This is a genomic window from Candidatus Binatia bacterium (genome assembly GCA_036563615.1).
Lineage (GTDB): Bacteria > Desulfobacterota > Binatia > UBA12015 > UBA12015 > DATCMB01.
In genome coordinates this window covers 289,483-309,469 of record DATCMB010000006.1, presented here as the reverse complement: position 1 = coordinate 309,469, position 19,987 = coordinate 289,483, and the positions used below count along the sequence as shown (strand labels likewise).

At 71.0% G+C, this 19,987-nt stretch carries 16 protein-coding genes; 6 read left to right on the top strand and 10 right to left on the bottom strand.

What is annotated here, in order from left to right:
• Positions 1-52 precede the first annotated feature (52 nt).
• On the bottom strand, positions 53-856 hold the full coding sequence (locus VIS07_04295; GenBank protein ID HEY8514719.1) for an enoyl-CoA hydratase: 804 nt from the start codon (positions 854-856) through the stop codon (positions 53-55).
• 100 nt (positions 857-956) lie between these two features.
• Entirely contained in the window at positions 957-3,248 is a 2,292-nt protein-coding gene (locus VIS07_04290) for a DUF3604 domain-containing protein (protein ID HEY8514718.1), read from the bottom strand.
• 140 nt (positions 3,249-3,388) lie between these two features.
• Between VIS07_04290 and VIS07_04285 the strand changes: the two genes are divergently transcribed.
• From VIS07_04285 to VIS07_04270, 4 genes are all read left to right on the top strand, one after another.
• A complete protein-coding gene (locus tag VIS07_04285) occupies positions 3,389-5,239 on the top strand; it encodes a PQQ-dependent sugar dehydrogenase (protein ID HEY8514717.1) in 1,851 nt (616 codons plus the stop codon).
• Positions 5,240-5,561: 322 nt separating this feature from the next.
• Positions 5,562-5,813: a hypothetical protein gene (locus VIS07_04280; protein HEY8514716.1), complete on the top strand. Its 252-nt coding sequence runs from the start codon at positions 5,562-5,564 to the stop codon at positions 5,811-5,813.
• 16 nt (positions 5,814-5,829) lie between these two features.
• Positions 5,830-7,485 carry an amidase gene (locus tag VIS07_04275; GenBank protein ID HEY8514715.1) on the top strand — a complete coding sequence of 552 codons (1,656 nt, stop codon included), beginning with the start codon at positions 5,830-5,832 and terminating at the stop codon, positions 7,483-7,485.
• Between the two features lie 290 nt (positions 7,486-7,775).
• Positions 7,776-9,749, top strand: a complete 1,974-nt coding sequence (locus VIS07_04270; GenBank protein ID HEY8514714.1) for a hypothetical protein — start codon at positions 7,776-7,778, stop codon at positions 9,747-9,749.
• Between the two features lie 229 nt (positions 9,750-9,978).
• Here the strand turns inward: VIS07_04270 and VIS07_04265 are convergent, their stop codons facing one another.
• The 7 genes from VIS07_04265 to VIS07_04235 form a co-directional block, all read right to left on the bottom strand.
• The gene (locus VIS07_04265; GenBank protein ID HEY8514713.1) at positions 9,979-10,818 is read right to left on the bottom strand and encodes a class I SAM-dependent methyltransferase; all 840 of its coding nucleotides are present in this window, start codon (positions 10,816-10,818) and stop codon (positions 9,979-9,981) included.
• The gene (mdoH, locus tag VIS07_04260; GenBank protein ID HEY8514712.1) at positions 10,815-13,463 is read right to left on the bottom strand and encodes a glucans biosynthesis glucosyltransferase MdoH; all 2,649 of its coding nucleotides are present in this window, start codon (positions 13,461-13,463) and stop codon (positions 10,815-10,817) included. Before mdoH ends, VIS07_04265 begins: the two co-directional genes overlap by 4 nt.
• Entirely contained in the window at positions 13,460-14,944 is a 1,485-nt protein-coding gene (locus VIS07_04255) for a glucan biosynthesis protein G (GenBank protein HEY8514711.1), read from the bottom strand. Before VIS07_04255 ends, mdoH begins: the two co-directional genes overlap by 4 nt.
• A gap of 204 nt (positions 14,945-15,148) precedes the next feature.
• On the bottom strand, positions 15,149-15,574 hold the full coding sequence (locus tag VIS07_04250; protein HEY8514710.1) for a 3D domain-containing protein: 426 nt from the start codon (positions 15,572-15,574) through the stop codon (positions 15,149-15,151).
• Between the two features lie 106 nt (positions 15,575-15,680).
• Positions 15,681-15,974, bottom strand: coding sequence for a hypothetical protein (locus tag VIS07_04245; protein ID HEY8514709.1), 294 nt, complete (start codon positions 15,972-15,974; stop codon positions 15,681-15,683).
• Between the two features lie 374 nt (positions 15,975-16,348).
• Positions 16,349-16,969 carry a sigma-70 family RNA polymerase sigma factor gene (locus tag VIS07_04240; protein ID HEY8514708.1) on the bottom strand — a complete coding sequence of 207 codons (621 nt, stop codon included), beginning with the start codon at positions 16,967-16,969 and terminating at the stop codon, positions 16,349-16,351.
• A gap of 391 nt (positions 16,970-17,360) precedes the next feature.
• Complete coding sequence (locus VIS07_04235) at positions 17,361-17,732, bottom strand: DUF1820 family protein (protein ID HEY8514707.1); 372 nt, start codon at positions 17,730-17,732, stop codon at positions 17,361-17,363.
• Between the two features lie 91 nt (positions 17,733-17,823).
• Between VIS07_04235 and VIS07_04230 the strand changes: the two genes are divergently transcribed.
• Complete coding sequence (locus VIS07_04230; protein ID HEY8514706.1) at positions 17,824-18,678, top strand: YqgE/AlgH family protein; 855 nt, start codon at positions 17,824-17,826, stop codon at positions 18,676-18,678.
• On the opposite strand, the gene VIS07_04225 is transcribed toward VIS07_04230, so the two are convergent.
• Positions 18,597-19,043 carry a nuclear transport factor 2 family protein gene (locus VIS07_04225; protein HEY8514705.1) on the bottom strand — a complete coding sequence of 149 codons (447 nt, stop codon included), beginning with the start codon at positions 19,041-19,043 and terminating at the stop codon, positions 18,597-18,599. The two genes, VIS07_04230 and VIS07_04225, sit on opposite strands and share 82 nt — an antisense overlap.
• 77 nt (positions 19,044-19,120) lie before the next feature.
• On the opposite strand from VIS07_04225, the gene VIS07_04220 reads away from it, so the two are divergent.
• The gene (locus VIS07_04220; GenBank protein HEY8514704.1) at positions 19,121-19,978 is read left to right on the top strand and encodes a GNAT family N-acetyltransferase; all 858 of its coding nucleotides are present in this window, start codon (positions 19,121-19,123) and stop codon (positions 19,976-19,978) included.
• Positions 19,979-19,987: the final 9 nt, after the last annotated feature.

Sequence of the window (19,987 nt, the reverse complement as noted above, 5' to 3'; positions counted from 1 at the left end):
AGCGACGCGCGTCGCGCCCGAGAGCGGCGCACGCTCGCTCCTGGCGCCCCGCTCAGTCCCGATACTTCGGCTTGCGCTTCTCGCGGCGCGCGCGGATCGCCTCCTCGAGGTTCTGCGTCGTCAAGCGCACGAGGAGCTGGTTGCGGTTCTCGAGGTCGATCGCGTTGGTCAGGCTGCCGGACTCGAGGTTCGACCAGAGCACCTTCTTGGTCATCGCGAGCCCGTGGGGGCTGTAGCCGCACATCTGCTCGGCGAGGTCGAGCGCCGCGGGCAGCAGCTCGGCGTCGGGGTAGACGCGCGACACGAGCCCCGCGCGCTCGGCTTCGGCGGCGTCGATCTCGCGTCCCGAGAGGATGAACTCGAACGCGCGCGACGCGCCGATCAGACGCGGCAGGAGGAAGCTCACGCCGAGCTCCGTGCCCGTCAAGCCGTTGTTGATCCCGGCCGCTCGGAACGTCGCGCTCTCGGACGCGAGCCGCACGTCGGCGCCGAGCGGCAAGCACATGCCGCCGCCGTGCGCCGGTCCGTTCACCGCCGCGATCACCGGCTGCGGCATCGCGCGCAGCGTCGGCACCAGGTCCGACATCAGCTCCATCGCGCGAATCGCGATGCGCGACATCGGCAGCCCGTCGACGTTCGGCGGCACGCCGTGGTCCTCGAGGTCGAGCCCCGAGCAGAAGCCGCGCCCCGCGCCGGTCAGCACCACGACCCAGGTGTCGTTGTCGGCGGCGACCGCGCGCAGCGCCTCGTAGAGCGGCACGACGGTGTCGAACGACAGCGCGTTCATCCGCTCGGGGCGGTTCATGGTGACGAGGCTCACGTGCGGCCGCGGCTTCTCGACGATCACGTACGGCATGCGTGCCCCGTCCTATCCGCCCGCGCGCCCGCGGCCAAGCCCGAACCGCCGTCGCGCACCGCGCGCCGGACGACGGCTCGCCGGGCGCGGCGACGCACCCCTACTGCGGCGCCGACTCCTCCGCGGCCGACGCCGTCGCGACCGCCGGCGCCAGCGTCAAGTAGATCGGCGACGACCAGGCGCGCTCCTCGCTCGGCGCGAGGCAGTCGTCGTCGAACGGCGTGCGGTAGTCGCCGTAGCACGGATTGACCTCGACGCAGTTGCCCGCCTCGTCGTAGCGGCAGCGCAGCCCGCCCGCGTTGACCGCCGGCGTCGGCTCCTGGATCGCGCGCACGTAGTACGTCGTGTCGCGGCCGCCGGTGACGAAGTCCGGATCGTCGAACTCGACGACGCAGCCCGCGGGATCGGGCGGGCAGTCGAAGCGCAGCCACGGATCCTCGATGAGCTGGGCGACGGGCTCGCCGGGCCGGACCTGCGGCTTCACCCGCACGACCTCGATGCGCGTGATCCGGTGGCGCTCGTCGCTCGGGTTGTAGCACTCGCCGCGGCACAGGTGCTCGAGCCGCTCGGGCGACAGCGCGCTCGTCGCGTAGTCGGGACAGCCCGGCTTCTGCTTGAACGAGCCGACCGCGCGCACGCGGAACAGCGGCGGACGATCGAGCCAGGTGTCGGAGCCCATCGGCATCTCGCCGTCGGGGCCGTTCAGCAGGTGGAACCAGAGCAGGATGCGGTCGCCCGACGTGCCGTAGACCTCGCGCCGCTTGAGCGCCTCCCAGATCGCGTCGCGGTTGCGGCCCTCGGCGTGCACCGCGACCAGGCCGCCGGTCATGAAGAACGATGCTTGACGCTCGAAGTCGACGATCTGGAACGGCTGCGCCTTCGTGGTCGCGAAGTCGAACGGCTCGGATTCCGGGGTGCGCTCGACCGGCGGTCCGAGGAGGCGGCGCTGCCAGGTCTCGTCGCGCGCACCCGTCGCCTCGGTCATGTAGCGGCGGCCGAACTCCTTGTAGCCCGTGCCGGGACGCGCGGTGTGGTTGTCGCTCGAGCCGATGAAGCCGAAGCGGAAGCGACGGCGCTCACCCGGCCGATCGAAGTTGCTGATCGCGAGCGCGTACTGCGCGGAGTTGCCGGGACGCATGCTGAACGCGGGCAGGAAGCAGTCGCGGCACTGGCCGCAGTCCTTCCACTCCTCGACGCGCGCGCCGGGCACGGTGAGGTGGCCCGCCGTGCCGGCTGCGAGGTAGTTGGCGCGCGCCTCGCGCACGCGGCGCTCGCACTCCTCGGGCGGCGCGTCGCCGCAGCGCTGGCGGATGAGCTCGCCCGCCTGCCAGCAGCACGGCAGATACTCCGGCGTGGGCTCGGCGCAGACCAGCTCGCCGTCCGGACCGGGTACGGCGTCGACGTAGGGACGGTACTCCTCCGAGTTGCCGTGGCCCGAGAAGATCTCGAACAGCGTCTGGCGCTCGGGGTCGTGCTGCGTGAGCGTGAGCTGCTTGTCGAGCGTCGAGCCGCTCGGCGTGTAGAGACCCCAGGTCGTGCCGTGCGGGATGACGATCGAGTCGAAGCCCCACTGCGCGAGCTTCTCGAACAGCTCCTGCGGCGTGTCGGCGATCTCCATGCAGTCGTCCGGCAGCTGACGCGTGTCGACGCCGGACTCGCACATCGGCGCGTCGCGCAGGTCCGCCTGGTACTCGCCGAAGTCGAGGTAGCGCTGGCGGTTCGGCAGGTCGAGCAGCACCGTGCTGATCCGCTGCCAGAGCGGCTGTCCGCGGCGTAGCAGCGTGAGCGTGCGTCCCGCAGCGCTGATCGGACGCCGCGGCACGTTCTCCTCCTCCGTGTCGCGGAAGATGACGTTCTTGTGCCCGTAGTGCGTCTCGGGCGTCGCGCCGACCTGCGTCCACTCCCAGCCGAGGAACGCGACGACGTCGGGATTCTCCGGATCCCCCGCGACCGCGTTGCACTGGCGGATCGCTTCCTTGGTGTCCTTCCAGTGCTGCGGCGAGATCGCCTCGGCGTGGTCGTTGATGCTCCAGAAGTCGAGCGCCGAGCAGTAGCGCGCGAAGTCGCAGGCGTCTCCGGGCGGGTGCGCGCCCTCGCCGTGCAGCAGCGGCAGGCTCATCATGAAGGCGTCGGCCGAGTACGTCGTGTGCACGTGCAGGTCGCCGAACAGGATCTGCTTCTCCGTGCCCGGCGCCTCGCCTCCCGGCGCGAGCCGCTGCGCCGCCTCGCGCTGCTGCTGCTCGCGCGTCGCGACGACCTCGTCCGGCAGCCGCACCTTCGTGATCTCGCCGGGGCCTTCGAGCTTGCCACCCGAGAAGAGGTAGAGCAGCGTCGCCACGCTCAGCACGACGAGCACGACGACGACCAGCAGCACGCGCTTGGCGATCCTCATTTGCGTGATCCTCCCGCAGCCGAACGCTTTGCATGCACTATCAGTGCAAATTTCACAAGCGTTGTTGCCGCCGTCCGTGACCTCGGGATAGCGTCGGAAGGGCGCCCGCCCGCCCCGGTTGGGCGCCGGGGAGGGCTGACATGAAGACCCACGCCAAGCTCGCGCTCGCCGTCGTGCTCGCGAGCGTCGCCGCGACCGCCCACGCCGGCACGCCCGTCGCGGGCTTCACCGACACGGCCGTCGTCACCGGTCTGAGCGCCCCGACGGCGATCGCGTTCCTGCCCGACGGACGGCTGCTGGTCACCGAGAAGGGCGGCGCCGTGAAGCTCGTCCAGGGCGGCGTCGCGACGACGCTGGTCTCGATCCCGGTGTGCAGTGGATCGGAGATGGGGCTCCTCGGCATCGCGCTCGATCCCAGCTTCGCGACCAACGGCTTCATCTATCTCTATCGCACGAAGCCCGCGCCGGGCGGCTGCGGCAGCGCGACCAACCGCTTCAACCAGGTCGTGCGCGTGACGATGGTCGGCGACACGGTGAACGTCGCGTCGCTCGTCGAGCTGCTCACCGGCATCCGCACCGACTTCGGCAACCACGACGGCGGCGCGCTGCGCATCGGACCGGACGGCAAGCTCTACGTCGGCGTCGGCGACACCGGCCGCGGCGACAACCAGGGCGGACCGGGCTCGTCGACCAATCCCTACGCGCAGGACCTCGGTGCGCTCGAAGGCAAGATCCTGCGCCTCGAGCTCGACGGCGCGGCGCCCGCCGACAATCCGTTCGTCGGCGTGCCCGGCGCGCGTCCGGAGATCTTCGCCTACGGCTTCCGCAATCCCTTCCGCTTCGGCTTCGATCCGCTGACCGGTCGGCTCTGGGTCGGCGACGTCGGCGACCTGACGATCGAGGAGATCGCGATCGTCGGCGCCGGTGAGAACCATTCGTGGCCCTACTGCGAGGGCACGCTGCCCGCGGGCTGCGCCGAGCCCGGCGACGTCGCGCCGATCTTCACCTACCCGCACTCGGGTCCGGGGGCGCTCGGCAGCTCGATCACCGGCGGCGCGTTCGCCGGCGCGTCGTTCGGCGGACGCGAGAACGACTACTTCTTCGGCGACTACACCGGCAACGCGATCTACCACGCGGAGGTGAACGCGAGCCGCAACGACATCGTCGGCGCGCCGACGCCCTTCGTCACGTCCGCGGGTGGCCCCGTCGACATCGTCTTCGGACCCGACGGCGCGCTCTACTACGTCGCGATCAACACGGGGCACGTGCGTCGCGTCGCGCCGATCGCATCGCCGGCGCCGACGACGGACGCGTACCTCTGCTACCGCGCCGTGCTCGCGCCGCGGCAGCCGAAGCTGCCGAAGGACACGCTGCTGACGCTCGAGGACGAGCTCGTGGGTCCGCTGCCCTTCGCGGTGAAGCGCGCCGTGACGCTGTGCAATCCGGTGTCGGTGAACGGCGGCACGGTGCAGGAGCCCGACGCGCACCAGGAGGGCTTCGTCATCAAGCGTCCGCCGGGCTCGCCGCGATTCGTGAAGACCAACCGCACGACGAGCGATGCGTTCGCGAGCCGCAACCTCACCTTGCTCGCGGAGGACTCGCTGCTCGTGCCGTCGAGCAAGGCGCTCGGGGACGGTGGCGCCCCGCCCTACACCGGTACGGACGTCGACCACTACAAGTGCTACCGCGCGAAGCTCGCCGCGGGCTCGCCGAAGTTCACGGCCCCTCCGCCGCCGACGCTCGTCGATCAGTTCCATCCGGGCGGGCAGAGCTTCCTGGTGAAGAAGGTCAACAAGGTCTGCACGCCGGTCGAGGTCGACGGCGCGCCGACCACGACGCCCGCAGCGGAGCTCGTCTGCTACCAGGTGAAGCTGCCGCCGCGCGTGCGCTTCACCAAGGTCACGGTGTCGACGCACAACCCGGACCTCGGCGACGACGTGCTCGTCGTGCGTCAGCCGACCGAGCTCTGCATTCCGGCGACGACGCCGTGATCGTACGGCCGGGACCGCGCGCGTCGCGGTCCCGGCCTCCTTCCTCCGCCGCGCTCCGCACTCCTTCCGCGCTACGCGCTTCTTCTTCGTTCCGCGCTTCCATCGCGCTGCTGGTTTCGTCGGCGCTCCGCGTTCCCGGCGCACGACGCTGCCGCACGTGAGCAGCCGACTGCTCGCGTTTGTCGCAGCATGCGCGCGGCGACGTCGCCCGTGCCGCGCGTTTTCGCTCGGGCCCCGGGGCATCGAACTTGCTGCCCGCCGCAGCGCGAGCAGGAGCTCGCTGCGTCCTCGGACGCACTACCCCATTCACGGAGGAATTCTTATGGCGACGTCTCCGCCGACGGATGACGAGCTCAACACCTGGATCATCGCTCGTCTCAATCTCCTCGGCATCGATTTGAGCGTGCTGCCGGTGTCGGACTCGTCCGCACCCGCGGATCAGACGAGGATCCTCTCCTCGGTGCGAAGCATCCTGCGCAGCTCCGTGCCGACGATCAGCAACTTCGCGGTCGACGTCCAGGAGAACCCGCCGATCCTCTACCCGGCCGGCTTCTCCGAGTGGACCGACGAGTGACGAAAGGAGCGCCCCGATGAGCGAACCTTCGATGGTCCAAGAGAACGACGTCTCCGAGCCGCCGCTCGATCGACAGCTCGACCGACGTCAATTCCTGGCGCGCTTCGCCGCGCTCACCACCGTCACCTCGGCCGCGACGCTCGCGCGCCCGCTCGGCGCGCGCGCGTCGACCGCATCGTCGGCGAACCTCGCTCCTCTCGCCGGCGTGAAGGCCGAGGCGAAGGTGCCGAGCGATCTCACCGAGGTCACGCTCGCGCAGGCGGCGACGCTGATCCGCGCCAAGAAGATCGCGGCGATCGATCTGGTCGATGCCTACCTCGCGCGCATCGACGCATACGAATCGATCTATCAGGCGTTCAACACCGTGCTCGCCGACGAGGCGCGCGCGATCGCGCGCTCGCTCGATCTGCGCGGCGAAAAGCCGCCGCTGTTCGGCGTGCCGGTCGCGGTCAAGGACAACTACTACACGGCCGGCGTCCGCACGACGGCGAACTCGTACATCTTCGAGAACTTCGTGCCGAGCTTCGACGCGACCGGCGTCGCGCGCCTCAAGGCCGCGGGCGCGATCATCATCGGCAAGACGCAGATGGGCCCGCTCGCGACGACGCGCGCCACGACGCCGGACGGCGTGGTCACGACGGTCAACGCCTGGACGCCGAACACGCCGTCGGTGAACCCCGGCGGCTCGTCGACCGGATCCGCGACCGCGGTCGCGGGACGGATGGCCGCCTCGTCGGTCGGCACGCAGACCGGCGGCTCGATCACCGGACCGTCGACCGCGCAGGGCCTCACCGGCCTCAAGCCGACGATGGGCCGCACCTCGATCTACGGCATCATTCCGCTGTCCTACACGCGCGACCACTCGGGTCCGCTCGCGCGCGACGCGATGGACGCGGCGATCATGACCCAGGTGCTGGCCGGTCCGGACGAGAACGATCCGCGCACGCTCGGTCTGCCGAAGGTGCCGAACCTGATCACGGCGGCGACCCCGGTGCGCAAGAAGGGAAAGACCGTCCTGCGCTGGCCGACGACGATCGGCGTGCTGCCGGGCTACACGAGCGGCACGAGCGCGACGGCGAACGCGCGTCGCGCGATGCTCGACACCTTCGCGGACCTCGGCGCCGAGATCGTCGACGTGCCGCTCCCCGACGACTGGAGCGTGCTCACCGGCGGCGCGTTCAACAACGTGCGCCTGCCCGAGCGCTCGGAGCCGTTCCTCGAGTACCTGAAGCAGGACGTGCGTCTGTTCGGCGTCTCGCTGAGCGGCTGGATCAACGGTCTCTTCATCAGCGGCGACGAGTTCCTCAAGGGACAGCGCGCCAAGTGCCTGCTCGCGCGACGCGTCTTCGAGCAGATCTTCTCGGTGTGCGACGTCGTCGTGCAGACCGATCCGGTGCCGTTCGACATCATCGGCTTCCCGGAGATCGCCTTCCCGATCGGCTTCCAGTTCAACACCGCCGCGCAGTCCGACATCCCGATCGGCGCGATCCTGGGCGGCATGCCGTACGCGGAGGATCGCCTGCTGTCGCTCGTCGCGGCGTACCAGGACGTGACCGACTTCCACCTGCGTCGGCCGCCCGATCCGGTCGTCGCGTCGCCGCTGCTGGCGCGCACCGCCAGGACGCGGAAGCTGCGCCTCACGATGGAGGAGGTGGAGGCGACGAGCGAGTAGCGCGCCTCACTCGAGGGGAACGCTCGCCCCGGATCCGCCCCGCGCATCCGGATCCGGGGCGAGCGGGGTGCGCTCGGGGCTCGAAAACGGCCCCCATGACGCACCGTTCGCGCAGCCATTTCGACCGATCGCGCACGGACCTGCGCTGCGCGCTGCGAATGCTTGGTCTCGAGGGCCGCCCCGTGCGTCGCAGGGCTGGCCTTCCTTCGGAATCGTATGCGACAATCGGCCTCGCATGGAGCGCGCGCCCGCGGGCTGCGCGCCGACACCCACCCGGAGGGACGCGAGCGATGGCCAAGTTTGACAACGACGCCACCTTTGGGCGCAGCCTCGCCGGCGCCGGCCGCGCGCTTCTCGCCGCGCTGGTGCTGAGCATGGCGGCGGCCTGCGGTGACAGCGGCGGCGGAGGCGGGAGCGGAGGTCCGATCGGCCCTGGACCCGACCCTGGCCCGGACCCGGGCAATCCGAGCTGCGAGCAAACGTTCTCGAGCACGTTCGAAGGGATCCAGCAGGTGATCTTCGAGCGGCACGGCTGCACGGAGCAGATCTGCCACGGCTCCAGCGCGCAGGGCGGCCTCAACCTCTCGCCCGACGTCGCGTACGACAACATCTACAACAAGCGTGCGACGGGCAGCTCGCTCAAGCTGATCGAGCCCGGCGACAACGACCGCAGCTACCTGTGGCTCAAGCTCGCGGCCGCCACCAACCCGGGGAGCGTCGACATCTCGGGGTCGCCGATGCCGGCCGGTCGCGCGCCGATCACGCCGCAGGAGCTCGAGCTGCTCCGCCTGTGGATCTACGCGGGCGCGCCCCGCGAGGGCACGGTGATCGGCACCGAGTCGCTGCTCGACGCCTGCCTGCCCGAGCCCGAGCCGATCATCATCGAGCCGCTGCCGCCGCCGGCGCCGGACGAGGGCATCCAGTTCGTCATGCCGGAGTGGCACCTGCCGGCGAAGAGCGAGCACGAGCTCTGCTTCGCGACCTACTACGACTTCACCGACCAGGTGCCGGACGAGTACAAGGATCCGAGCGGCGAGCTGTTCCGCTTCAGCGGCTTCGAGCTCCGTCAGGATCCGCAGAGCCACCACCTGCTGCTCTACTACTCGCCGCTCAACTTCCAGCCGGGCGGGATCGACGTGACCCATCCGTCGTTCGGCACCTGGACGTGCTCGGGCGGCGACCGCCACGGCGAGGTGTGTGATCCGAAGGACTTCAGCTCGTGCCCGAACGGCGGGATCTGCCACAGCGAGATCCAGGAGAGCTTCGCCTGCATCGGCTACGGTCCGCCGTCGGACCAGCCGGCCGAGATCGCGGGCGGCGCGGGTCAGGCGCAGGCGTTCATGCCGTTCCACCCGGGCGTCTTCTCGCAGATCCCGCTGAAGGGCGTGATCTACTGGAACTCGCACGCCTTCAACACGACGAACCACGACACCACGATGCACGCGCGTCTGAACTACTTCTTCGCGAAGGATCAGACGTACCCGGCGGTGCGCATCAGCGACTTCAGCGCGATCTTCCGTCCGAACAACCCGCCGTTCACCAAGGAGACGTTCTGTAACGACCACGTCTTCCCGATCGGCTCGCGCGTCTTCCACCTGTTCGCCCACGTGCACCGGCACGGCGAGTACTTCTGGGTGGAGGCGCCGGACGGCTCGATCATCTACGAGAGCTGGGACTACAGCGACCCGACGCAGCAGCGCTACGATCCGCCGCTCGCCTTCGACTCGCCGGATCCGAAGGACCGCACGGTGCGCTACTGCGCGGTGTTCAACAACGGCGTGAAGGAAGACGGCTCGCCCGACGTGGATCTGGTGACGCGTCTGTCGCTGATCCCGCCCAACGTCGGCGTCGGCGGCACGTGCAAGCCGACGGCGTGCGTCTCCGGCAAGATCGGCGCGCCGTGCAACGGCGCCGACGATCACGCGACCTGTGACTCGGAGCCGGGCGCGGGCGACGGCCTCTGCGACGCGTGCCCGATCACGGGCGGCGAGAGCACGCAGAACGAGATGTTCGTGCTCTTCGGCGCGCAGTACATCGACCCGACCGTGCCGGGCGCGATGCCGCCCACGGCGCCGGGCGAGGACATCTCGCTCGCGGCCAGCATCCAGGCGGTCGCGGCGGGTTACGACGCGCACGGACGCTCGCTCGCGACCAACCCGATCTTCCCGCACTTCCAGGGCTGCATGGCCCCGACCCGCGGCACGGGTCACGCCGGTCACTCGATGGGCGTGAGCCAGGTCGCGCACACCGGTCACAACCACTGATCCAACCGTGCGTGCCGGCGGCGTCCACGTGGCGTCGCCGGCACGCGCGCCTCGCGCGGCGCTCCTGCCGCCACCTCACACGGCGCTCCCGCGCCACCTCACGCCGCGCTCCGCAGCGACCTCACGCAGCGCTCGGGCCCGTCCCTTCCCGCGGCGCTCCGGCCCGACCTCACGCTGAGATCGGACGTGCCGCTTCGCGCGGCGCTCGGATCGCGACTGCGCGCGCCGCTCAGGCCGCCGCGTGACGATCCGTCGCCTGCTGGCTCGCGCACCCGCGCGTCGGGCGCGCGAGCGCGGCGACGTACTGCCCGGTGACGAAGCGGGTCGGCCAGGCGCCGCAGCGCTCGGCGCGATCCGCGATGCGCAGCAACCGCTCGCCCAGCGCCACCGGCAGCAGGCGCTGCGCCGCGACCAGCGCGATCCGCGGGAAGTGGTGCACCGCGGTGAGCGCCTCGACGGTGAAGCCGCTCGCGACGAGCGCCTCGCGTAGCTCCCGCGCGCCGTAGGTGGCGCCGAGCGGGTACGGCACGAGCCCGAGCCGGCGCCAGATCGGCGCTAGCATCGTGCGCAGCGCGAGCAGCGGGTGGCGCGGGTTGTCGAGCGTGAGCAGCAGGCTGCCGTCGGCGGCCAGCACGCGCTCGAGCTCGCGCAGGGCGCGCCCGATCTCGCCCTTCGCCCGGAAGTGATCGAGCGTCGAGTTCGACATCACGACGTCGAACGCGCCCGCACCGAACGGCAGCGCGCGCACGTCGGACGTCACGACGAGCACGGGACCGCCCGCCGCGGCGCGACGCGCGACCACGGTCGAGACGTCGATGCCGACCACGACGTCGGCGCGCTCGGCGAGCGCCGGCACGAGCCCACGCGTGCGGCTCTCGTCGTAGAGGTCCGTCTTCAGGACGCGCGCGCAGCGACCGGCGGGCCACCAGCCCTCGAGCAGCGCGAGCGTCGCGCGGTCCGCGTGCAAACGCCAGAGCGGCGGCGCGCCCTGCTCGCTGCCGCTCGCAACGTCGTTCCAGTACGCGGACGATCGCTCGCCGCGGGCCCCGGCGGGGCGCCGCCGGCTCATGCGCCGCCGATCCGCGCGTGCGAAGCGCCAGCGCCGGGCAGCTGCCAGATCTCGGCGTGGAGTCGGTCGACGAGGTCCGGGTCGTGGAAGACGATGCGCTGCTCGCGCGGCGAGAGCGCGCTCACGCCGTCGCGCAGCAGGCGCTCGGCGAGCTGCTCGCGCGCCTCGCGGATCGACGGGCGCAGCTTGCGCGGCCGGCGCAGCAGCGCGCGGTGCAGCGCGTTCACGTAGGGATCGATCAGCGCCCGCATGAAGCCGTCGCGCTGCTCGGGCGGCAGCTTGGCGCTGGCCTCGGCCGCGATGCGCTCGTTCTCCCACAGGTCGCGCAGCTCCTGCGGCGGCGAGGTCTCCTCCTCCGTCAAGAACAAACCGAGGCGCCGGGCGCGGTCGCCGAGGCTGACGCGGCTCGAGTACACCGACGTCGGCACGGAGAGCAGCAGCGCCGCGATGATCGGCGTCACCCACCAGAAGTAGTCGGGATTGAGCCAGTACAGCGTGACGCCCCAGGCGGTGGCGAACAGCGTGTCGAGCCCGTGGTGGCGCAGCGCCTCGCCCCAGCTCGTCTCGGCGTCGTCGCGACCTTGCGACTTCCAGGTCACGGTGCGGCCGAGCAGGTTCTGCACGACGAAGCGCGTGTGGAACACCATGCGGATCGGCGCGAGCAGCGTCGAGAGCAGGAGCTCGACGAGCACGCTCGCGCACAGCCGCACGATGCCGCCGTGCGCGCGCGTCCGCCCGCGCAGCACGACCAGCAGGATGCTCAGCACCTTGGGCAGGAAGAGGATCGCGGCCGTCACCGCGAGCAGCGCCAGCGCCCAGTCGGGTCGCCAGATCGGCCAGTCGGGGAACAAGCTCGGGCCGTTCGGGAAGTAGTCCGGCTCGCGCAGCGCCATGATCACCGCCTCGACGGTGCTGAGCAGGAGGAACGCGAACCACAGCATCGCCGACACGTAGGACAGCACGCCGTTCAGGAAGAGCACGCGGTGCGCGCCGAACAGCCCTTCGCTGAACAGCAGACGCAGGTGCTGCAGGTTGCCCTGACACCAGCGCCGGTCGCGCTTCATCTCCTCGAGCAGCGTCGAGGGGACCTCCTCGTACGAGCCCGGCAAATCGAACGCGAGCCACAGCGTCCAGCCCGCGCGTCCGAGCAGCGCCGCCTCGACGAAGTCGTGGCTCAGGATCTCGCCGCCGAGCGGCGGCTTGCCGGAGAGCCGCGGCAGGCCGCAGTGCTTCATGAACGGCTCGACGCGGATGATCGCGTTGTGGCCCCAGTACTGGCCGTCGCCGAGCTGCCAGTAGTGCAGACCGGCGGCGAACATCGGACCCGACACCTGGCTCGCGAACTGCTGCACGCGCGCGAGCAGCGAGCGTCGGTTGACCGCGACCGGCACCGTCTGGATCAGCCCGACCTCGGGGCTGCGCTCCATCATGCGGACGAGCTTCACCAGCGACTCGCCGGTCATGATGCTGTCCGCGTCGAGCATCACCATGTAGCGGTAGCGGCGTCCCCAGCGGCGGCAAAAGTCGGCGACGTTGCCGCTCTTGCGCTTCTGCCGGACGCGTCGCCGCCGGTAGAAGATGTGGTCGAAGCCGCGGATCTCGCGGCACCAGGTCGCCCACGCGACCTCCTCGCGCGCCGCGGTGTCGGGCGACGACGAGTCGCTCAGGATGAAGAAGTCGAAGTGCTGGCGCACGCCCGCGCGCTCGAGCGAGGCGTGGATCGCCTTGAGCCCCGCGAACACGCGCTCGACCGGCTCCTCCGCGATCGGCATGACGATCGCGGTGCGCGCCTCCGGCGAGATCGGCTCGTCCGCCGGCGCGTCGGCGAGGTTGGTGATCGCGAAGCGGTCGCGGCGCCCGACCAGCGTGAAGAAGCCGAGCGTCGCCGTCCAGAAGCCGATCGAGATCCAGCCGAAGAGCGCGCCGAACAGGACGACGATCGCGACCTCGATCCAGGTGCCGCCCTGATCGGGCAGCACGTTCACCATGAAGCCGCTCGCGATGATGCTCGGGATCAGGACGAGCACGAGCAGCAGCAGGCGGCGGCGCGCGGCGACGCGCGTCCACGGCAGCTGGCGGCGCTGACGGCGCAGCTCGGCGCCGAAGCGCGCCTGCGTGCCTTCGGCGGTCGTGCGCCGGCGGCGCAGCAGACGGCGGAAGAAGCGCCGCTCGATCTTCTCGGGCACCATCGCGCCGCGCGCGAGCGGCGGACCCGACCACAGCACGCCGTCGCGCACCGGCAGCTCGGCGCCGGGATCCGTGACGCCGGGCTCCGGTCCGAACGCCGACTCGACGCGCCAGGGAAGGAACGGATCGGTCGCCGGGTCCCACGGCGCGCGCAGCGCCGCGCCGCGCTTCTCGAGGATCTCCTCGAGCGCGCGCAGCGTCTCGGTGACCGCGTCGCTGTCCGGGCCCCACGGCTGCACCTGCAGCGCGCGCTGCACCGCCTCCTGCGCGAGCGTGGGACGCTCCTCGCTCGGGATGCCGAGCGCGCCGAGGTAGGCCAGCGCGCGCGAGTGCGCTCCCTGCCAGTCCTGGAAGAGACGGTCGGCGGGGACCTCGAACAGCGCCGTGCGTCGCTCCGCCGCTCGTTTCGCCCGCTCGGCCGCGAGATCGGCCGCCGCCTGGTTACCGCCGTCGCTCAAGGCAGAATCACGTAAGACCACGTTTCGGTCAGCGTGTCGCCGCCACTGTCGAGGAAGGCGCGCACGTCGATCGGACCGCGGCGTTGCGGACGCAGCATGAAGGTGAGCCGCCAGCCGCCGGTCACCTCGTTCTTGATCACCTGCTGCTCGAGGATGGTCGCCGACTCGTCGCCGCCCGCGACCGTGACGACGCCACGGAGCACGCGATCGGCGGGAATCTTCTCGAGCGTCTTGCCACCGAAGTCGATCACGAAGCGGTGCGCGTTCTCGACGGTGCCGAAGTCGTGCCGCGTCGCGACCACGCGACCGCCCGGCGGACGCTTCGCGTCGTCGCCGTACCAGTCGAGCGTGTACGAGTAGTCGAACGGCTTGCCCGGCTGCGGCGGATCGGCGGGCACCCAGTACGCGACGATGTTGTCATTGACGTCGGACTTGGTCGGGATCTCGACCAGCTCGACGCGTCCCTTGCCCCAGTCGCCCTTCGGCGCGACGAACGCGCTCGGCCGCAGCTCGGAGCGCGCCTCGAGGTCCTGGTAGTTGGCGAAGTCGCGGTCGCGCTGGATGAGCCCGAAGCCCTTCGGGTGCTCGGTCAGGAAGCTCGAAACGTGCAGCGTCCGCGGGTTCTCGAGCGGACGCCAGATCCACTCGCCGGTGCCGGTGTGCACCAGCAGCCCGTCGGAGTCGTGGACCTCCGGCCGGAAGTCGACGATGTCGCGCAGCGCCTTGTTCGTGTTCTCGCCGTGGAAGAACATGCTGGTCAGCGGCGCAAGACCAAGTTTCTTGATCTCCCGACGCAGGAAGAGCCGCACCTGGACGTCCATCGCCGTGGTCTCGCCGGGCTTGATGGTGAAGCGGTAGGCGCCCGCGACGCTCGGGCTGTCGAGCAGCGCGTACACCACCATCTCCTTCGCGCCGGGCTTTGGCTTCACCAGCCAGAACTCGCGGAAGTACGGGAACTCCTCGCCCGTGGACTCCGCCGTGTCAATCGCAAGCCCGCGCGCCGAGAGCCCGAAGACCTCCTTCTTGCCGAGCGCGCGGAAGTACGACGCGCCGAGGAACACCGCGACCTCGTCGTGGTACTTGGGCGTCTTGATCGGATAGTGGATGCGGAAGCCCGCGAAGCCGAGGTCCTGCGGCACCTGGCTCGCGAACTTGTTGCGCCCGTAGTCGAACATGCTCGGCGAGAACTCGACGGGCTTCACCTGCCCGCCCTCGACGACGTTGATCTGCACCGGTCGGTCGTAGAACAGCCCGAGGTGGAAGAGCTGGATCTGGAAGCCGGGACGATCGCGCCACAGCGCGAGATCGGTGCGGAAGCGAATGTCCCGCCACTCATCGTAGCTGATCTGGAGCAGCCAGTCCGGCACGGGGCCGCGCGTGTCCTTGTAGGGCGCGGCCGCGAGCTCCTGCGCGCGCTTGGCGACGTCCTCGAAGCCGAACGTCGCGCCCGGCGCCGAGCTCGCGAGCGTCAGCACGGCCACCGCCGCGAGCACTCCACCCGAAACCCAACGCCGAACACCCCGCACCCGACCGGTGCGGCTCGCGCACGCCATCCCAACCCCCTGCCTCATGTCGAGCACCGTCGGCCAGAATCTCGTACGCGAGGCCGGGGTTCAAGGCGCGGCTCCGCTCACCTGGTCAAGCTTACAAAGAAGACCAGAACTTTCCGGCGTACGGTGCGCTCTTCAGCGGACCGCCGGCGCGCGCTCGTGGGCCTCGGGAGCCGGCTTCTGGCGCGCGTCCGCCCGTCCCTCGCCGCGCTCGAGCACCTCGACGCGCACGCGCCGCTCGCCGAACTCCTTCGCCTGCCGTTCGTCCTCGACGAAGATGTCGATCTCGCGACCTTGGATCTTGCGACCCTTGTCCTTGACGACGTACTCGCCGGAGTACGGGCCGGCGTCGTGCAGGCGGATGCGCGATCCGAGCGGCAACAGGTCGGGATCGGCGGCGACGACGCCCTCCTTGGACTTCGCGCCCGAGGCGGTCTTGCCTTCGATGGTGTAGGCGGTCGCCTCGTACCAGCCGTCGCCCTGGCCGGCGGCTGCGACGCCGACGGACGCGCCGACGACCAGCGCCAGCGCGATCGCGCCGCGACGCGCGGCTCTTTGCAAACTCGATTGCGTGCTCACGGCGGTCGCGACGCAGCAACGACCGTACCATCGTCGGTCGCGCCCGCGTCGCGAGCGCCGGAGCGGGAAAGCACCCGAGGACGAAACCTCAGGGCGTCGTCGACTTCTCCTTGGCGGGGGTGGCGCTACCGTCTGCCTGCCCGGCCTGCGTTCCCTTCTTCTTGGTCCGCGGCTCGCGGCCCATGCACCGCTCGACGCGCTTGGTGCGCGTCCCGAGCTCCGAGGCCACCTGGTCGGCGGTCTTGCCGCTCGACATCGCCTGCCGGATGTCCTTGCAGGAGACGCGCTCCTTCTTGCCGCCCTTGCTGGCGGCATCCTCCGCGCTCGCGCTGCCCACGAGCAGCAGCACGGCGGCGAGCGCGCCCACGATCTTCCTCGTCATCTCGACACCCTCCCCGCGCCTGCTTAGCGTCGTCCCCGCGAGGGAACAACTGCGCGCCAGGGTGCCGGGCGACGTCGAGCGAGCTCGAGCGCGCGCGCGATCACGTCGAGCACCAGCTCGACGGTCGGCGTCGGCTCGGGAAGCGGCCGGCGCGGGTCGCCTCCCCACCGTCAGAGGCGACCCGCGCGTGACCGACCCCGGAGCGGCGCATCGGCTTCCGATCTGCCGCTTCGGCTCTCACCCCGCGAGTGCGCAGCGCCCCGCGGGTGCGTAGCGGCGGACGTCGGAAGCGGTGCCCGACCGGGCACGTCCACGAATCGTGGATCGCGCGCCGACGGTCAAGTACGAAAACGTACTCGCGGCACGCCGTACTACTACGTGTGGGCCTGCTGCGAGCAGACGAGGCTGATGCGCACCAGCTCGGCGAGCGACTCGCAGCCGAGCTTCTCCATGAGCCGCGCGCGATGGCCTTCGACGGTCCGCGTGCTGAGCCCGAGGTGCTCCGCGACCTCCTTGTTCGCCTTGCCGAGCACCAGCAGGTCCATCACCTCGCGCTCGCGCGGGCTGAGCGTCGTGAGCAGCGACTGCAGGTGCGCGCGCTCCTCGCCGTTGCGACGACGCTCGCGGTCGACGTCGATCGCCTGCTGGATGCGGTCGAGGAGCTGCTGCTCGTTGAACGGCTTCTCGACGAAGTCGATCGCGCCCATCTTCATCGCGCGCACCGCCATCGGCACGTCGCCGTGTCCGGTGACGATGATGGTCGGGATCTGGATGCCGCGCCGGCCGAGCTCGGCCTGCAGGTCGAGACCGCTCATGCCGCGCAGGCGGACGTCGAGCACGAGACAGCCGGGCGCGCTCCCGTCGTACGCTTCGAGGAACGCCTGCGCGCTCGCGCAAGCTTCGACCCGGAGATCGACCGACTCGACCAGAAAGCGGAGCGCGTCGCGAACGGAGGCGTCGTCGTCGACGACGTAAACGATGGCGTCAGAAGGCATGCCGGAGCACCATGCAGCTCGCTGTCGTGTGTGCGCCGTCGTGCGGGCTCGAGGACCTGGACACCGTGGCTTCCGTTGCGCCGAGAACGAGACGGGCGGCATCCTAAGCCCGATTCCGGATTCGGGACAACAGGGTCGGGAGATTTCGCTCCGCGAGGCGATCGCGGCGTCCGGACGCCCGGAACACGGTGCGCGGCAGCGACGCGCGGAGGAGATCGCGAGGAGATCGACTTCGCGCGCGCCGGCTTCGGGCTCCGGATCGTCGAGCTGACGGCGGCGGCTTGGCGGGCGTCTGCGGCCTGCGGCGCGCGCGAGAGGCTCGGCTTGACGCCGGGCGCCGCCGACGGCGCCGGCAAGGTCGCGTGCTATGCGGTGGCGCGAGAGCGCTTCGTCACTTCGGCTTGATCGGCCCGGTGCCGCTCGGGGTGTAGATCGGCACCGTTGGCGCGGTCGCCTTGGTCTGCGTCCCGGGCAGCGAGATGATCTTCGCGGTGCCGCCCTTCTCGACCTCGTCGATGCGGACCACGGCGTGCAGCGGCACGTAGAGGCGGCTCACCCCGGTGAACTCGTTGCGCAGCTCCTGCTCCGAAGGGTCGATGATGACGTCGGACTTGCTGCCCCAGACGATGTCCGCGACCTCGATGAAGCCGAACAGCGACCCCTGCGCGACCTCGCGCGCGTAGAGCTCGAAGATCCGCCCCTCGTTCATGAAGCGCACGCGATAGATGCGCTTGCTCGGGACCTTGCCGACCTTGCTCGCCACGGCGCCGATTGTCGCGATCGCAACGCAGGCTGACAAGGGCGCCGCTTGCTGCACCATCGGAGCCGGCGTAGCTTCGACGACGGAGGCCACCGTGAAGCTGGGCGCGACCACGCCGCGTGCGACGCCGCTCGGGATCGCGGCCGCCGTGACGGCGCTGCTCGCGGCGTCGCTCGCCGCCGCCGCACCGGAGGTCGAGCCGCGACCGACGCTCGCGCGCGGCAAGCTGCTGGTCGCGAACGAGCGCCTCGTCGATCCGAATTTTCGCGAGACGGTCGTTCTGCTGCTCGAGTACGACGCCGACGGCGCGCTCGGCGTCGTCATCAACCGGCCGACCGACGTCAAGCTCGCGCTCCTGCTGCCGGACGTCGAGGAGCTGCGCGAGCGCTCGGAGACCGTGTTCCTCGGAGGTCCGGTCGGGCGTGACCGCATGCTGCTCCTGGTGCGCACCGGCGGCGACGCGCCCGAGGAGTCGCAGCGCATCTTCGACGACGTCTTCGTCACCGCGAGCCTCGACGTCCTGCGCCGCGTGATCCGCGACCCGGGGCCGCGCGACCGCTTCCGGGCCTTCGTCGGCTTCGCCGGCTGGGCGCCGCGCCAGCTCGACGACGAGATCGCGCGCGGCGACTGGAGCGTCGTCCCGGGCGACGCGCGGCCAGTGTTCGACGGCAACCCGAACGAGGTGTGGCGGGAGCTCAACGAGAGAGCGCGCGGTCAGTGGGTGCGCGCGCCGGATCCGCGGCCCGCGACGCTCGGTGCGTTCGGCGCGCTCGTCGCCGCAGCAGACGTGCCGGCGACGTCATGGCTGGGCGCTCGCGCGTCGGCGCCCGCTGCAGGTCGGCGCGCGAGCCGTCGCGCTGCTTCCCGTCAGCGCGCGAGCGGCGGCGCTGCCTTGCCGCCCGCAGCGCGGAACGCCTCGCGCGCGGCGACGCTCGCCTTCACGTCGTAGTAGTCCTCTTCCGAGCACCACAGGCCGTCGCGGTACTGCAGCACGGTGAACGTCGGGAAGCCGATCGGCGGCCCGTTCGGGTCCTTCGGGTTCGGATAGACGTTCTCGATGCAGAAGGCGACGCGGTCGCCGTCGATCATCACCCACTTGGGCGGCGGGAAGTACATGTCGGGCACGCCGGCCATCGTCGTGGTGATCCACTTGCGGATCGCCTCGCGGCCGCGGAACGTGCCGTACTGCACCTCGTAGTAGTACGCGTCCTCGGTGAAGAGGTCGGCCCAGGCGTTCCAGTTGCGCTCGAACGCGCCGAGCTGCAGGTAGCGCTGGAACGCGCTCTCGACCTCGGCTCTGCTGGGCGTCGCCATCGTCGTCCCTCCGCCGTCTCGCGAGCGTGGAAACGTCCTTCCTAGACCAGGGCGCTCGATCGAGGAAGACTCGCGCGATGATTCGCGTCCGCGTGCTCGAGCCCGGCGACGAGCCGACGATCGAAGCCTTCCTCGCCCGCCACGCGGACGCGTCGCTGTTCCTGCGCTCGAACCTGCGCGCGGGCGGGCTCGTCGACCGCAGCGAGCCGTTCCAGGCGACGTGGGCCGGCGCGTTCGAGGGCGCGGAGCTGGTCGCGGTCGCGGCGCACGCCTGGAACGGCAGCGTCGTCGTGCAGGCGCCGCGCGCGCTCGCGGACGTCGTGCGCTTCGCGGTCGCGTCCTCCGGACGGCCGCTCGGCGGCATCGTCGGCGAGTGGGACCAGGTGCTCGCCGCGCGCGAAGCGCTCGGCGTCACGGAGCGGCCCGCGATCTGCACGAGCCACGACGACCTCTTCGCGCTCGACCTCGCGGAGCTCGTCGTGCCCTCGTCGCTCGCGCGCGGCGAGCTGCGCGTGCGCGTCGCGCGCGAAGACGACCGCGCGCTGGTCGTCCGCTGGCGCAGCGCGTACCGCGTCGAGCTGCTCGGCCACCCCGCGGACGATCCCGAGCTCGACGCGAGCAGCGCCGCCGAGATCGAGCCGCTGCTGCGACAGGAGAGCTGCTTCCTGCTCGAGCGCGACGGCGACCCGGTCGCGTTCAGCGCCTTCAACGCGCGGCTCCCCGACTGCGTGCAGATCGGCGGCGTGTTCACGCCGCCCGCGCTGCGCGGTCGCGGCTACGCGCGGGCGGTGGTCGCGGGCTCGCTGCTGCACGCCCGCGCCGCCGGCGCGACGCGCTCGGTCCTCTTCACCGGGAAGGAGAACGCGGCGGCGCGCCGCGCCTACCACGCGCTCGGCTACCGCGTCGTCGGCGAGTACGGCCTCGTTCTGTTTTGACGCTCCGGC